This is a genomic window from Streptomyces sp. CB02923 (assembly GCF_001905005.1).
Classification (GTDB): domain Bacteria; phylum Actinomycetota; class Actinomycetes; order Streptomycetales; family Streptomycetaceae; genus Streptomyces.
In genome coordinates this window covers 689003-703804 of the sequence record NZ_LWKZ01000026.1, presented here as the reverse complement: position 1 = coordinate 703804, position 14802 = coordinate 689003, and the positions used below count along the sequence as shown (strand labels likewise).

The 14802-nt window shown below is 73.2% G+C and carries 12 protein-coding genes; 10 read left to right on the top strand and 2 right to left on the bottom strand.

Features of this window, described 5'->3' with window-relative positions; translation table 11 throughout:
• The first annotated feature begins 132 nt into the window (after positions 1-132).
• Together A6A06_RS34565 and A6A06_RS34560 are read left to right on the top strand one after the other, a co-directional pair.
• The gene (locus A6A06_RS34565; RefSeq protein WP_073767001.1) at positions 133-561 is read left to right on the top strand and encodes a MarR family winged helix-turn-helix transcriptional regulator; all 429 of its coding nucleotides are present in this window, start codon (positions 133-135) and stop codon (positions 559-561) included.
• Positions 562-701: 140 nt separating this feature from the next.
• Positions 702-2834: a restriction endonuclease gene (locus A6A06_RS34560; protein WP_073766999.1), complete on the top strand. Its 2133-nt coding sequence runs from the start codon at positions 702-704 to the stop codon at positions 2832-2834.
• A gap of 22 nt (positions 2835-2856) precedes the next feature.
• On the opposite strand, the gene A6A06_RS34555 is transcribed toward A6A06_RS34560, so the two are convergent.
• Positions 2857-3804 (bottom strand): aminoglycoside phosphotransferase family protein, encoded by a 948-nt coding sequence (locus A6A06_RS34555; RefSeq protein WP_073766997.1) that lies wholly within the window; start codon positions 3802-3804, stop codon positions 2857-2859.
• 165 nt (positions 3805-3969) lie between these two features.
• On the opposite strand from A6A06_RS34555, the gene A6A06_RS34550 reads away from it, so the two are divergent.
• The 8 genes from A6A06_RS34550 (at position 3970) to A6A06_RS34510 (ending at position 13164) form a co-directional block, all read left to right on the top strand.
• Positions 3970-5148, top strand: a complete 1179-nt coding sequence (locus tag A6A06_RS34550) for a CapA family protein (RefSeq protein ID WP_073766995.1) — start codon at positions 3970-3972, stop codon at positions 5146-5148.
• 176 nt (positions 5149-5324) lie between these two features.
• Entirely contained in the window at positions 5325-5972 is a 648-nt protein-coding gene (locus A6A06_RS34545; RefSeq protein ID WP_199931374.1) for a TetR/AcrR family transcriptional regulator, read from the top strand.
• 285 nt (positions 5973-6257) lie between these two features.
• Complete coding sequence (locus A6A06_RS34535) at positions 6258-7541, top strand: cytochrome P450 (protein ID WP_274535907.1); 1284 nt, start codon at positions 6258-6260, stop codon at positions 7539-7541.
• Between the two features lie 43 nt (positions 7542-7584).
• Positions 7585-7779 carry a ferredoxin gene (locus A6A06_RS34530; protein WP_073766991.1) on the top strand — a complete coding sequence of 65 codons (195 nt, stop codon included), beginning with the start codon at positions 7585-7587 and terminating at the stop codon, positions 7777-7779.
• Entirely contained in the window at positions 7776-9059 is a 1284-nt protein-coding gene (locus tag A6A06_RS34525) for an NAD(P)/FAD-dependent oxidoreductase (protein ID WP_073766989.1), read from the top strand. Before A6A06_RS34530 ends, A6A06_RS34525 begins: the two co-directional genes overlap by 4 nt.
• An 83-nt stretch (positions 9060-9142) precedes the next feature.
• Positions 9143-11566, top strand: coding sequence for an excinuclease ABC subunit UvrA (uvrA, locus tag A6A06_RS34520; RefSeq protein ID WP_199931358.1), 2424 nt, complete (start codon positions 9143-9145; stop codon positions 11564-11566).
• Positions 11567-11681: 115 nt separating this feature from the next.
• A complete protein-coding gene (locus tag A6A06_RS34515; protein ID WP_073766982.1) occupies positions 11682-11894 on the top strand; it encodes an EF-hand domain-containing protein in 213 nt (70 codons plus the stop codon).
• A gap of 586 nt (positions 11895-12480) precedes the next feature.
• Positions 12481-13164 (top strand): transglycosylase SLT domain-containing protein, encoded by a 684-nt coding sequence (locus A6A06_RS34510; RefSeq protein ID WP_073766973.1) that lies wholly within the window; start codon positions 12481-12483, stop codon positions 13162-13164.
• A gap of 156 nt (positions 13165-13320) precedes the next feature.
• On the opposite strand, the gene A6A06_RS34505 is transcribed toward A6A06_RS34510, so the two are convergent.
• Entirely contained in the window at positions 13321-14766 is a 1446-nt protein-coding gene (locus A6A06_RS34505) for an amino acid permease (protein ID WP_073767244.1), read from the bottom strand.
• Positions 14767-14802 lie beyond the last annotated feature (36 nt).

The window sequence follows — 14802 nt, the reverse complement described above, 5'->3', positions numbered from 1 at the left end:
TCTCCGAGGGGTGCGGGGCGGGGGAGCCGGGCGCGGGGCCCGTCACCCGGAGGGTCGCTTGACAAGGTCAAGCACTTGTTCCATGTAAATACCAACGATTGCTGAAGTCAAGTAACTGGCTATCCTGGCCGCGTGTCCGACACCCTCCGGCCCACCCCCGACGACCTCGTCCAGCCGTTCGCCCGCACGGTCCGCGGCTACTACGACGACCTCGCCGCCGCCGCGCTGCGGCACGGCCTCAGCACCGCGCAGGCCCGCGCGCTCATCGCCCTGGAGGAGCCGCTCTCGATGAGCGCCCTCGCCGGCCACCTCGTCTGCGACGCCTCGAACGCGACCCGGCTCATCGCCCGCATGCAGGAGCGCGGTCTCGTACGGCGGGAAGCCGCACCCCGGGACCGCCGGAGCAAGGTGGTCACCGCCACCGAGGAGGGCCGGGCGCTCGCCCTCCGGGTGCGCGCCGACATGCACGCCGTGCGCGGCGCGCTCGAAGCGCTCACGCCCGAGGAACGCACCGCCCTGCTGCCCCTGCTGGAGCGCCTGGGCGCACTGTTGGGGCGCTGAGACCCGCCCGCGGCGGACTCCCTGGCCCCGGCGGGGAACGGCCCGTTGGGATCCCGCTAAAGTCGGATGAATACCCGCTGGTGGATGGGCCTGTGCGGGGTGTTCGGGGTGGGCTGCCCCAGGGGAGGACGTAGATCCACATGAGTCGCCGCTCCAACGGATTAGTGGCCGTCTGGGCCGAAGCGCAGCGTCAGCAGCAGCGCCGGCAGGAGGCCCAGCGGCGGGCCGACGGGCAGGCCCGCCGTGACCAGGAGCGGCAACAGCGCGACACCGAGCGGGCCATGGCCCGTATGCAGCGCGAACGCCGGGACGCCTACCGGCAGCAGCGCGAGGCCGACGCCCGCCGCCGTACCGACGAACTGGAAGCGCGCATGGCCGAGTTGTCCGGCCTGCTGGCCGACGGCTGCCGGGCGCCGGCCTTCACCGCCGCCGCGTTGCGCCGCCCCGAGCAGGTCGAGGCGTTCGCGCCCGGCCGGCTCGCCGTACCCGTACCGATGCCCGATCCGGCCGCCTACCAGCCGCAGGCCACCGGCTGGGGCCTCGGCGGCGCCCGCCGCGCGCAGGCGCAGGAAGAGGCCCGGACCCGCTACGAGTACGACTGGCACGCCGCGCAGGCCGCGGAGGCGCAGCGCCGGCGCCAACTGGAGGACTACCGGCGGCAGTACGACCAGTGGGCCGCAGGGCAGCTGGCGGACGTCAGAAGCCACAACGCCGCGGTCGGGGAACTGCTGACGGGCCTGCGCGACGGCGACCCCGACGCGGTGGTCGCGTACTTCTCCGCCGCGCTGTACGCCGCCACCGGCAGGCCGGAAGGCTTCCCGCGGCGGGTCCGCGCCGCCTACGACCCGGCGGCCCGCCAGCTCGTACTGGACTGGGAACTGCCCGGCTACGACATCGTGCCCGCGGTCAGGTCGGTGCGGTACATGTACGCGGCCGACCAGGACAAGGACGTCGCCCGGCCCGTGACCCAGCGAAGGTCCGCCTACCGCGACGTACTGGCCCAGTCCGTCCTGCTGGTGGTGCACGACCTGTTCGCGGCGGACCCGTCCCGCACGCTCGGATCGGTGGTGGTCAACGGTTTCGTGGACGACGTGGACCCGGCCACCGGCCGCCCCGCGCAGGTGTGCCTGGCCACCGTCACGGCTTCCAGGGAAGCCTTCGAGGAGCTGCACCTGGCACAGGTCAGCGCCGTGGACTGCCTGACCGACGCGCTGGGCGGCCGGCTGTCCGCGCGACCCGAGCAGCGGACCGCGGTCCGGCCGGCGCGCCGGCCGGGCGACGTCGGCGGTGGTGTGGTGACGCACGGCGGGGCGGAGGAGCCGGACCTGTTCACCATGGACCCGATCGCCTTCGAGGGGCTGGTCGCCGAGCTGTTCCGCGCGATGGGGATGCAGGCCGTGACGACACAGCGGTCCGGGGACGGCGGTGTGGACGTGGACGCGCTGGACTCCGACCCCATCCGGGGCGGCAAGATCATCGTGCAGGTGAAGCGCTACCGCAACACCGTGCCGCCGACCGCCGTGCGCGACCTCTTCGGCACCGTCCAGTCCGAAGGCGCCAACAAGGGCGTCCTGGTGACCACGTCCCGCTTCGGCCCCGGCGCCCACGCCTTCGCCAACGGCAAACCGCTGACCCTCGTCAGCGGCCCCGAACTGGTCGAGCTGCTGGCCCGCCACGGTCTGCGCGGCCGCCTCGGCGACGCGGTCCCGACCCAGCGGCAGGCGCCCGCCGAAGAGGAGACGGAAACGGACCCGGAGGCGGGCCGGGCCGCGGACGGGGAGCAGGACGCCGCCGGGAGCGTCCTCGGCATGAACTGGTCCGGCAGCGTCTCCCTGGACGTCTGCGCGCTGGTCTGCCGCGGCGAGCGCGTACTGAGCGACGACCACTTCGTCTTCTACAACAACCCGCGCACCCCGGACGGCACGGTACGGATGCTGTCCGGCTTCGCCCCCGACCGGGCCGCCATGCAGGTGGCCTTCGACGCGCTGCCCGCCACCGCTGACCGGCTGGTCCTCGTCGCGGCCATCGACCCGGAGACCGACCCGCACGCCGACCTGTCGGGCTTCACGGACGCCCGTATCCGCCTCGTGGACGAGTCCGGCACGGAACTCGGACAGCTGGAGGTCTCGGACGGGCGAAGCGGCGAGACGGCGCTGGTGCTCGGCTCCTTCCGCCGCCGCGCGAACGGGGACTGGGACTTCGTCCTCGGCGGCAAGGGCTACGAAGGCGGTCTGGAGGCGCTGGTGCAGGAGTACGGGATCGAGGTGGCCTGACCCCGTACCGTGCCAAGGGGGTTCACAGGCCCGCCAGCTCGGCCAGTACCGCCGCCACCTCCAACTCCTCCGCACCGTCCGGCACGTCGCCGTGTTCGGCGCACCACAGGGCGCTCTCCACGGTGCGGGCCGCCGCCCACGCCAGCAGGCGGGCCGGGTCCTCGTCCAGGGCGTCGGCCACCAGCGAGAAACGTTCGCGCAGCACCGGGCGGGGATCGTCGTACCCGAAGGGGTCGTCGATCTGCTCCAGGAGCGGCCAGGGGTCGTACCCGGGGTCGCCGACCATGGACTTGGGGTCGATGGCCAGCCACGGGCGGCGCCGCGCGGCGAGTACGTTGCCGGGGTTGAAGTCGCCGTGCACCACGACCTCGCGGGTCGCGGAGGCGGGCAGTTCGCGCAGCAGCCGGGCGCCGAGCCGGACGAGGCCGGGGTCGTAGCCGGGACGGATGCGGGCCATGCGTTCCTCGACGGCGGCGGCCCATTCGGCGCACACGTCGGCGACCCGCTCCAGTGCGCCTTCGGGCGGTGCGGGCGCGTCCCACAGCTCACGCAGCACGCCGGTGCCCAGCAGCAGCCGTTCGGCCGGGGGGAGCGGACTGCCGTCCAGCTCTCCGCCCGGTGTGCAGCGCTCGACCAGCAGCGCGTACCTCTCCTGGTCGTGGTTCAGCAGCCGTACGGCGCCCCTTCCGTCCCATGCGCGGAGGGCCGGTGCCTCCCCGGCGGCCTCGCGGTGCGGCCAGGTCACCTTGAGCACCGCCGCGCCGCCGTCCGGGAGCTCCACGGGGGCGACCCACGAGCAGCTGCCGCCGTGCAGCGGCGCGCCGAGCCGCAGGTCCCACTGTTCCTGGACGTCCCGGACGGTGGCGGGCAGCCGGTCCAGCCACGCGCGCCCCTCCGCGGTGCTCCCCACGGTGGCGTACACGGGAAGGCCGGCGGGGAACAGGTCGTCGCTCAGCGGGGCTCGTGCCATCCGGGCACAGTAGCCGCGCGGCGGGGGCCGGATCGACCGGATTATGCGCGGGCGGCGCGGGTCCGCGAGCCGGTGCGCCCCGGTCGGGCGGTGTGGCGGGACCAGCGGTGTCGGCGGGGTGATTAATCGGTTTATTGCGCTGTTCGGGCTGTTATGCGTGGGGGCATGAACCAGTACCGACCGTACGGCGCCGCCCTGCTCCTGATATCCCTGGCCGTGGGCTGCGCGGCGCAGCAGGGCGCCGGACGGCCCACGGGCGCCGCGTCCGGGCCCGGCGACCACAGCTCCGCCGCCTCGGCCGGCGCGCCGCAGCACTCCGCCCACCGTGCCTCCGCGGGCTTCACCCTCGCCGCCTCCGGCGACGTGATCGCCTCGTACCCGTCCGTACTGGAGACGGCGCGCCAGGACGCCGGAGGCGGCGGCTACGACTACCGGCCCATCCTCGCCGGGGTGAAACCCGTGATCGAGGGCGCCGACCTGGCGATCTGCCACCTGGAGACGCCCTTCGGCCCCGACGGCGGCCCGTTCACCGGCTACCCGGCCTTCAAGGCGCCGCCCCAGGTGGCCGACGCGCTTCAGGCCACCGGCTACGACTCCTGCTCCACGGCGTCCAACCACACCCTCGACGACGGCGCCGACGGCGTCCGGCGCACCCTCGACCGGCTCGACCGGGCCGGGGTCAAGCACGCCGGCTCGGCCCGCGACGCCGCCGAGTCCCGGCGGCCCGCGCTGCTGAAGGCGCCCGGCGGGGCGCGCGTGGCCCAGCTCTCGTACACCTACGGCACGAACGGCGTCCCGATGCCGCAGGGCAAACCGTGGACCGTCCGCGTCATCGACGCCAAGAAGATCATCGCGGACGCGCGGGCCGCCCGCCGGGCCGGTGCCGACGTCGTCGTGGTCAGCCCGCACTGGGGCACCGAGTACCAGACCGCACCGGACGCGCAGCAGCTGGAGGTCGCCAAGGCGCTCACGGCGGCGCGCACCGGCGGCCGGCCCGACATCGACCTCGTCATCGGCACCCACGCGCACACCCCGCAGCCGTACGAGAAGCTGAACGGCACCTGGGTCGTCTACGGCATGGGCGACCAGATCGCCGGAATCATGGAGAGCCCGCGCGGCAACTGGGGCACCATCGCGCGCTTCCGCTTCGAGCCGCCCGCGAAGGAGGGGCAGCGCTGGCGGGTCACCAAGGCCGAGTACATCCCCCAGCTCTCCGCCCACGGACCGCCGCTGCGCATGCTCAACCTCGCCGCCACCGGGGACCGCGCCGACGTGCGGGAGGGCATCCGCGAGGCCGTCCTCAGCCGGGGCGCGGAGGGCGCCGGGCTGACCATGGGGCGGTGACGGACGCGCGGCCGCAGGCGCCGCGGCGGCGGCCGGGTACGGGAGGGTTCCGCGATGTGAAACCCTGAAGACCGGCCCGGACCGGTCGTGAGCACCACGGACACGGGCACGCCGGACGGCTGTCCCGCCCGGCGGACAGCGACAGCGGTGCGGGGCGCGGAAAGGGCGTGACAGCGGTGGGCGAGAGTGCGGCCGTACGGCCCCGCAATCCGCGCGGGCAGGGCGAGCGCCTGCGGGAGGAGCTGCTGCGCGCCACCGAGCGTCTCCTCGAAGAGGTCGGCAGCGAGGACGCCCTGTCGCTGCGCGCCGTGGCCCGCGAGGCGGGCGTCGCCGCCCCCAGCATCTACCGGCACTTCGCCGACAAGACCGAGCTGGTGTGGGCCGCGCTGGAGGTCAGCTACGAGCGGCTGACGGCGGCGATGGCGGAGGCGTCGGAGGCGGCGGGCACCGACGACCCGGTGGACCTGCTCCGCGCCCAGCTGCGCGCGTACTGCCGGTACGCCGTCGACCACCCCGCCAAATACCGCCTCCTGTACGAGACCCGGCAGACCCCGGTCGAACCGGAGCGGCTCGCCGGGCACCCGGCGGGACGCTTGGTGCGGGGCCTGCACGACGCCCTCACCGCGTGCGAGGCCGCGGGCTGGCGGGTGCGCGGCACCCGCGAGGAGGCGCCGTACGTGCTGTGGGCAGCCGTGCACGGCCGGATCATGCTGTGGCAGGTCATGCCCAGCCGCAAGGACGCCGGACGGCTGTACCGCTACGTGGACGAGATCCTGCATCTGCTGATGGAGCGGGAGAACCGGGCGCCTGAAGCGGGTGCCTGAGCCGGGTGCCTGAAGCGAGCGTCTGAAGCGAGCGCCTGAACCGGACGCGTGAACCGGACGCGTGAACCGGACGCCTGAGCCGGACGCGTGAACCGGACGCCTGAGCCGGGCGTTTCAGGCGCGCACCGGTCATTTCCGGCACCCCCGCCGAAGCGGTGTGCCGCTCATCGATCACACCCCACCCCCCACCCCCATGCCCGCGCATTACGCATGTAAGTTTACGGGCGTTAGGTGAACATCCGACACAGGGCGCACGCCCCTGCCCGCGTGCTCCCAAGGAGCGACATGCCCCCCTCTCCCGCTTCTCCCGCCCCCGCGTCCGCCCCCGCGTCCGCCCCCGCGTCCGCCCCCGCGTCCGCCCCCGCACCGGCCGCCGCGCCGGCGCTGCCCGTGCAGCCGCCGCAGGGCTGCCCGTTCGAACCGCCCGCCGAGTTCGCGCGGCTGCGCACCGAGGCGCCGCTGTCGAAGATCTCGCTGCCGGACGGCACCGAAGCCTGGCTGGCCACCCGGTACGCCGACATCCGCGCCGTCCTCGGCGACACCCGCTTCAGCTCCGACACCACCCGCCCCGGCTACCCCCTCAGCGGCATGACCGGCGGCGCCACCACCGAGCACCGCGGCTTCATCCGCATGGACCCGCCGGAACACACCCGGCTGCGCCGCATGGTCACCCGCGAGTTCATGGTCAAGCGCGTCGAGGCGATGCGCCCCGAGATCCAGCGCCTCACCGACGAGCTGTGCGACGCCATGGAGCAGCGCGCGGGACAGGACGTGGACCTCGTCGAGGCGCTGGCGCTGCCGGTGCCCTCACTCGTCATCAGCCTGCTGCTCGGCGTCCCGTACGACGACCACGAGGTGTTCCAGCGGCTCACCGGCACCCTGCTGTCCCGCACGGTCACCGACGAGGAACGGGAGAGCGCGCGGGCCGAACTGCGCGCCTACCTGCACCGGCTGGTGAGCGCCAAGGAGGGCGCGCCCGACGACGACATCCTCGGCCGCCTGATCACCGAGCAGCAGGTGCCGGGCGAGATCACCCACGACGACGTGGTGGCCTTCGCCGCCCTGCTGCTCATCGCGGGCCACGAGACCACCGCCAACATGATCGGCCTGAGCGCGCTGACCCTGATGCGCGACCGGGAGACCGCGGACCGGCTGCGCGCCGAGCCGAACCTGATCCGCGGCGCCGTCGAGGAACTGCTGCGCTTCCACAGCATCATCCGCAACGGCCCGCGCCGCGCCGCCACCGAGGACACCGAGATCGGCGGACAGCTCATCCGGGCCGGTGAGGGCGTGGTGGTGGCCGTGGCGTCCGCCAACCGCGACCCGGAGGTCTTCGAGGACCCCGACGCGCTCGACGTGTCCCGCCCCAACGCCCAGCACCACGTCGCCTTCGGCTACGGCATCCACCAGTGCCTCGGCCAGGCCCTGGCCCGCGTCGAGCTCCAGGTCGTCATCGGCACCCTGCTGCGCCGCTTCCCGGAGATGCGGCCCGCCGTCCCCGTCGACGAGATCCCCTTCCGCAGCGACATGGCGATCTACGGATGCCACACCCTGCCCGTCACCTGGTGACCCCCCTTCTCCCCGCCCCGCCTGCCTTCAGGAGCCACCTGCCATGAACATCACCCTCGACGCCGACAAGTGCTGCGCCGCCGGCCAGTGCGTGCTGATCGCCCCCGACGTCTTCGACCAGCGTGACGAGGACGGCGTGGTCGTCCTCCTGGACGCCGCGCCGCCCGCCGACCAGCACGACATGGTCCGCGAGGCCGTCGCCATCTGCCCCGCCGCCGTGATCCGGGTACAGGAGTGAGCCCCCGCCGTATCGCCGTCGTGGGCGCCTCCGCGGCGGGCCTCGCCGCCGCCGAGGCCCTGCGCCGCTTCGGCTGGACCGGCACCCTGACCCTCGTCGGCGACGAGCCGCACCCGCCGTACGACCGGCCGCCGCTGTCCAAGCAGCTCCTCCAAGGCGCCTGGCAGCCCGACCGCCTGCACCTGCGCGCGGCCGAACAGCTCGACGCCCTCGGCCTCGACCTGTGGCTGGGCACCCGGGCGACGGCGCTGGACACCGCGGCCCGCACCCTCACCCTGGACGGCGGTGAGCGGCTGGCCTGCGACGGCGTGATCGTCGCGACGGGCGTCGCGGCCCGCGGCCTGCCGGAGACGGCCGGGCTGGACGGCGTGCACACACTGCGCACCCTGGAGGACGCGCTCGCCCTCAAGGAGCGGCTGTCCGGCACGGGACGGCGCCTCGTGGTCGTCGGCAACGGCGTGCTGGGCTGCGAGGCCGCGGCCGTGGCGCGCGAGCTGGGGCACGAGGTCACGCTCGTGGGGCGCGAGGCGCTGCCGATGGCCCGTACGGTCGGCCGGCGGATCGGCGAGCTGCTGGCGGCCGAGCACCACCAGCACGGCGTGGACCTGCGCACCGCGGCCGTCGACGGCTTCGACGCGGACGGGGAGGGACCGGCGCGGCACGTGACCGCCGTACGGCTGGCCGACGGCACCCGGCTGCCCGCCGACACCGTGCTCGTCGCCATCGGCTCGGAACCCGCCGTCGGCTGGCTGCGCGGCGACCCGGGCCTGGACACCACCGACGGGCTGCGCTGCGACGCGTACTGCGCCGCCGCGCCCGGCGTCTACGCCGCCGGTGACGTGGCCCGCTGGCAGCACCCGGTGCACGGGCGCCACCTGCGCGTCGAGCACCGTATGAACGCCACCGAGCAGGGCATGGCCGCCGCCCGCAACCTCCTCGCCGAACTGGAGGAGACGCTGCCGGACGGCGGGGACGGGGCACTGGCCCCCGCCGCCGGCCGGGAGCGGCGGCCCTTCACGCCCGTGCCGTACTTCTGGTCCGACCAGTACGGCCTGAAGATCCAGGCGTACGGCGTGCTCGACGGCGCCGACCGGACCGAGGCCACCGTCCTGGACCCGGACGCCAAGAAGGCCGTGGCTCTTTACGGGCGCGACGGACAGGCCACCGGCATCCTGGCGATCGGGCTGCCGCCCCGCCAGGTCAGGGGCCTGCGGGCACTGATCGCCACGCCCGTGCCCTGGGAAGAGGCATGCGAGGGCGTACGCAACGCCCTCGCGTGACGGCCGCCGCGGGTCCGCCCCCGACCCCGACCATGGGGGCGGGCCCGCGCGCCGCCGCCCGGCGGTGACCGATCATGGAAGGCATGACCGACTCGTACGTACGGGTGCGCGGCGCCCGTGAGCACAACCTCCGCAACGTCGACGTGGACATCCCGCGGGACACCGTCACGGTGTTCACCGGGGTGTCCGGCAGCGGCAAGTCCTCACTCGCCTTCGGCACCGTCTACGCCGAGGCACAGCGCCGCTACTTCGAGTCGGTGGCCCCCTACGCCCGCCGCCTGATCCACCAGGTCGGCGCCCCGAAGGTCGAGGACATCACCGGGCTGCCGCCCGCCGTCGCCCTGGAGCAGCGCCGCTCGGCCCCCACCTCCCGCTCCTCCGTCGGCACCGTCACCACCCTCTCGAACACCCTGCGGATGCTGTTCTCGCGCGCCGGTACGTACCCGGACGACGCGCCGGAGCGGCTGGACTCCGACGCCTTCTCACCGAACACCGCGGCCGGCGCCTGCCCGGAGTGCCACGGCCTGGGCCGCGTCCACCGGGTCACCGAGGAGTCGCTGGTACCGGACCCGTCGCTGTCCGTACGGGACGGCGCCGTCGCCGCCTGGCCCGGAGCCTGGCAGGGCAAGAACCTGCGGGACGTGCTGGCCGCACTCGGGTACGACATCGACAAGCCGTGGCGCGACCTGCCCGCCGCCGACCGGGACTGGATCCTGTTCACCGACGAGCAGCCCGTCGTCACCGTCCACCCCGTACGGGAAGCGGGCCGCATCCACCGGCCCTACCAAGGCCAGTACATGAGCGCCAAGCGCTACGTACTGCACACCTTCGCCGATTCCAAGAGCGAGACACTGCGCAAACGCGTCCAGCGGTACCTGGTCTCCGAGCCCTGCCCCGGCTGCGGCGGGCGGCGGCTGCGGCCGGAAGCGCTGGCCGTCACCTTCGCGGGCCGCGACATCGCGGAGCTGTCCGGGCTGCCGCTGAGCGGCCTCGCCCAGTTGCTGCGCCCGACGGCCGTGTCCGGCGACGACGGGGTGGCGCCGACCCTGGCCCGGGACCTCGTCGCCCGTATCGACGTACTCACCGAGCTGGGCCTGGGCTACCTCAGCATGGACCGGGCCGCCCCCACCCTGTCCTCCGGGGAGCTCCAGCGGCTGCGGCTGGCCACCCAGCTCCGCTCCGGCCTCTTCGGCGTTGTCTACGTGCTCGACGAACCCTCGGCGGGCCTCCACCCGGCGGACACCGAGGCCCTGCTCACCGTCCTCGCCCGCCTCAAGGAAGCGGGCAACTCCCTGTTCGTTGTCGAGCACGACATGGACGTGGTGCGGCACGCGGACTGGATCGTGGACGTCGGGCCGGAGGCAGGCGAGCACGGCGGGCGGGTCCTGCACAGCGGGCCCGTCGCGGACCTCGCGCACGTCACCGAGTCCGCCACCCGGCGCTTCCTCTTCGACGAAGCGCCCCGGGCCGCGCGCCCGCTGCGCGAACCCTCCGGGCAGCTGTCCCTGCACGGCGTCACCCTGCACAACCTGCACGGCGTGGACGCCGCCTTCCCGCTCGGCGTCTTCACGGCGGTCACCGGCGTCTCCGGATCCGGCAAGTCCACGCTGGTCACCCGGGTCCTCGCGGACGCCGTCACCGACCACCTCGGCGCCGGTACCGACGAGGACGAGGAGACCGCCGCGCGGGCCCGGCTCGCCGCCGCCAAGGGCCTGGAAGCCGTCGACCGCCTCGTCCGCGTCGACCAGAAGCCCATCGGCCGCACCCCGCGCTCCAACCTCGCCACCTACACCGGCCTCTTCGACGCCGTACGCAAGGTCTTCGCCGCCACCGACGAGGCACGGGCCCGCGGCTACACGGCGGGCCGCTTCTCCTTCAACGTCGCGAGCGGGCGCTGCGAGACCTGCCAGGGCGAGGGTTTCGTCGCCGTCGAGCTGCTCTTCCTGCCCGGTACGTACGCGCCCTGCACCGCCTGCCACGGCGCCCGCTACAACCCCGCGACCCTGGAGATCACCTACCGCGGCCGCACCGTCGCCGACGTGCTCGGCATGACCGTGGACACCGCGGCGGACTTCCTCGCCGACGTACCGGCCGCCGCCCGCAGCCTGCGCACCCTCCAGGACGTCGGCCTCGGCTACCTGCGCCTGGGACAGCCCGCGACCGAGCTGTCCGGCGGCGAGGCACAGCGCATCAAACTGGCCACGGAACTCCAGCGCGCCCACCGCGGCCACACCCTCTACCTGCTGGACGAGCCCACCACCGGCCTGCACCCGGCCGACACCGAGGTGCTGCTGCGGCAGCTGCACGGGCTGGTGGACGCGGGCAACACCGTCGTGGTCGTCGAGCACGACATGGGGGTGGTCGCGGGCGCCGACCACGTCATCGACCTGGGGCCGGGCGGCGGCGCGGCCGGCGGCCGCGTCGTGGCCACCGGCACCCCGGCCGCGGTGGCGGCGTCGCCGGACAGCCGCACGGCCCCCTACCTGGCACGCCGTACCGGGGGCTGACGCCGGGCGCCGGAGCCGGGGGCCGGGCCGGGAGGGCGGGGTCCGGGGTGTGGTGACAGTCGGTTAATGTACCCAGGTCAATTCAGTGGTACAGCGACTTCAAGGGGGCACTCCCGTGGCAGACATCGAGGCGGCCAAGGCGGCGTTCAACCGGTTCGACGCGGACGGCGACGGCGTGATCACCGCGGACGAGTACAAGCGGGCGATGGCGGAGATGGGGGACCCCTACGTCACCGGGCCGGTCGCCGAGGCCGTCATCGCCGCCAAGGACGCGAACGCGGACGGCAAGCTCTCCTTCGAGGAGTTCTGGAAGTCGCTCCAGGGCTGACCCGCCCCGGGCGCCGCACGCCCGCAGGGCCGCACACGCGGCCGGCCGACCGGCCGGCCGCGTTTTTGTTCACCAAAATCCTATTGCGCTCATAGATTCCCCCGATCAATGCCCTTCACCCCGTGACCGGTGCCACTTTTCCGCGTGGCCGGACGGGGTTCGGTGACGCGGGCCACAAGGATTTTCGGGCAGTACCGGAAAACCGGGTTCCGAGGCCATTTCAAGCGGTTTTCGGCGGGTGGGTCGCCGGGGCCGGAACGTGACGCGCAGCACGGGACTTCGGTCCCGTACGGTCCTTCTTAGTAATTCTCCACCGCGCTGCCGCGGCCCGGAAACATGGACCGGGACGGCCCGGAAGTCCCGTGCTACGTATGCGGGCCGTAGCCGGACCCCGATGTGCGGCTATTGCTTTCCAATTTGGCCGTCGCTAATCATTGCTGAGGCGCCGGGTTGAAGCGTCGCGTAAATGCCTTCGGGGCGGACGCGGACAAGAACTCGGTTCTCGTGCCGCCAGTGGCTTCCTGCTCGTACATCCCGCCAATGGCTGCCGCCCGCCCATTTCAGTGATTGGAAGAGGATTCCCCGCATGACCGCTCACACCCTGCTCCGCTCCGTCCGCGTGACCAAGGCCCACAAGCTCTCCGCCGCCGTACTGGCCGCCGCCGGTGCCACCGCGGCCCTGACGGTCTCCGCCGCGACCGGTGACGCGCACGCCGCCACCTCGGCCGCCCCGGCCGCCGTCAAGCCGGTCTCCGCGAACGGTCAGCCCGCGGGTGCGAACACCAAGGCCGCCGACGCTCCCAAGGCCGGCGACGCGAAGGCCGCCGCGGACAGCACGACCCTCGCCGACTCGGTGAAGGTCACCGCCGTCGGCGCCCAGGGCCACACCGCCAAGGAGGCCGCGAGCCGCGCCGCCGACCGCAAGCCGGTCGAGTCCAAGCCGCAGTACGCGAACAACCTGGACGGCTGGATCAAGGAGTCGCTGGACATCATGAAGAAGAAGGGCATCCCCGGCAGCTACGAGGGCCTGCACCGCAACATCATGCGTGAGTCCAGCGGCAACCCGAACGTCGTGAACGACTGGGACATCAACGCCAAGAACGGCATTCCGTCCAAGGGCCTGCTCCAGGTCATCCAGCCGACGTTCGACCGCTTCCACGTCGAGGGCACGGCCAACGACCTGACCGACCCGGTCGCCAACATCACGGCCGCCGCCAACTACGCCGCCGACCGCTACGGCTCCATGGACAACGTCAACTCGGCGTACTGAGTCCGGTGGGCAGGCAGCCGCGACGCGTGTGCCGCACCGCCCGGGACCACCCTCCCGGGCCGGGCCGGCCACGGTCGCACCCTGACGCGAGAGCGCCCCGGGACCACGGTCCAGGGGCGCTCCGTCGCGTTCCGGGGCCCCGGCCCGGTACGGCCGTCACGGCCGCCCGTCGCGGTCCGCCGGCTCGGTGCTCTCCCGCTCCGCCTTCGCCAGCTCGGAGCCCCGGCGGGAGTACGCGAAGTAGACGACCAGGCCGATCAGGAGCCACACCGCGAAACGCACCCAGGTCCGCCACTCCAGGAACGTGATCAGCCAGAGCGAGAAAACCACCCCGAGCGCGGGCACCACGGGCATCCCGGGGGTACGGAACGTGCGCGGCAGATCGGGCCGCTTGTAGCGCAGCACGATCACCGAGACGCACACCACCACGAACGCCAGCAGGATGCCGATGTTGGTCAGCTCGGCGGCCTCGCCGATGGGCAGGAAGCCCGCGATGGCGGCCGAGGCGGCACCCACGATCCAGGTCACCCGGGTCGGCACGTGCCGCCGCGGATGGGTCTTGGCGAACCACTTCGGCAGCAGCCCGTCCCGGCTCATGCTGAACCACACACGGGTCGCACCCAGCATGAAGGTGAACATCACGGTGAGAATGCCGATGATCGCGCCCACCGCGATCACATCGGCCAGGCCGCTCAGCCCCACCGACTTGAACGCCGTCGAGAATCCGCTCTCCGGGTCGATGTCCCGGTAGTTCTGCATACCGGTCAGTACCAGGCACGCCAGCACGTACAGCACCATCGAGATCAGCAGCGAATACAGGATCGCTTTCGGCATGTGCCGCTGGGCGTCCTTGGACTCCTCCGCCGCGGTGCTCATCGCGTCATAGCCGAACACCGCGAAGAAGACCGTGGCCGCGCCCGTGAAGGCGCCGGTGACACCGAAGGGGAAGAACGGCGTGTAATTCCCCGTCCTGATGTGGAAGAAACCGACGCCGATGACGAGCAGTACGACCAGGACCTTCAGGCCGACGACGATCGTCTCGAAGCGTGCCGCGTTCTTGATGCCCAGGGTCAGCAGATAAGCGATGAGCAGACACAGCGCGGCCGCGAAAACGTCCACCCGGTGCCCCTCGCCGGTCCCCGGCGCCCCCAGCATCCAGGCGGGCAGTTCCACCCCCAGCTCGCCGAGCAGGAAACTGAAGTAGCCGGAGATGCCGATCGCGACCACCGCCACGATCGCCGTGTATTCGAGCAGCAGGTCCCAGCCGATGAACCAGCCCGCCAGCTCGCCCAGCACCGCGTAACCGTACGTGTACGCCGAGCCCGCCTTGGGGATGAGCCCCGCGAACTCCGCGTACGAGAACGCGGCCGCCGCGCTGGCCACGCCCGCGACCAGGAACGACAACAGGACCGCGGGCCCCGCCTTGCCGTTCGCGACGGTCCCGGCGAGGGTGAAGATGCCCGCGCCGATGATGCCGCCGACGCCGATGGCCGTCAGCTGCCACAGCCCCAGCGCCCGGTTGAGCTGTTCGCCGGAGCCGCCTTCCGCCTCCTGGATGAGTTCGATCGGTTTGCGCCGCCATACGCCCTGCCCCGCGCGCATCACCACACCACGTCCTCTCGTCGTCGGCCGACGGCG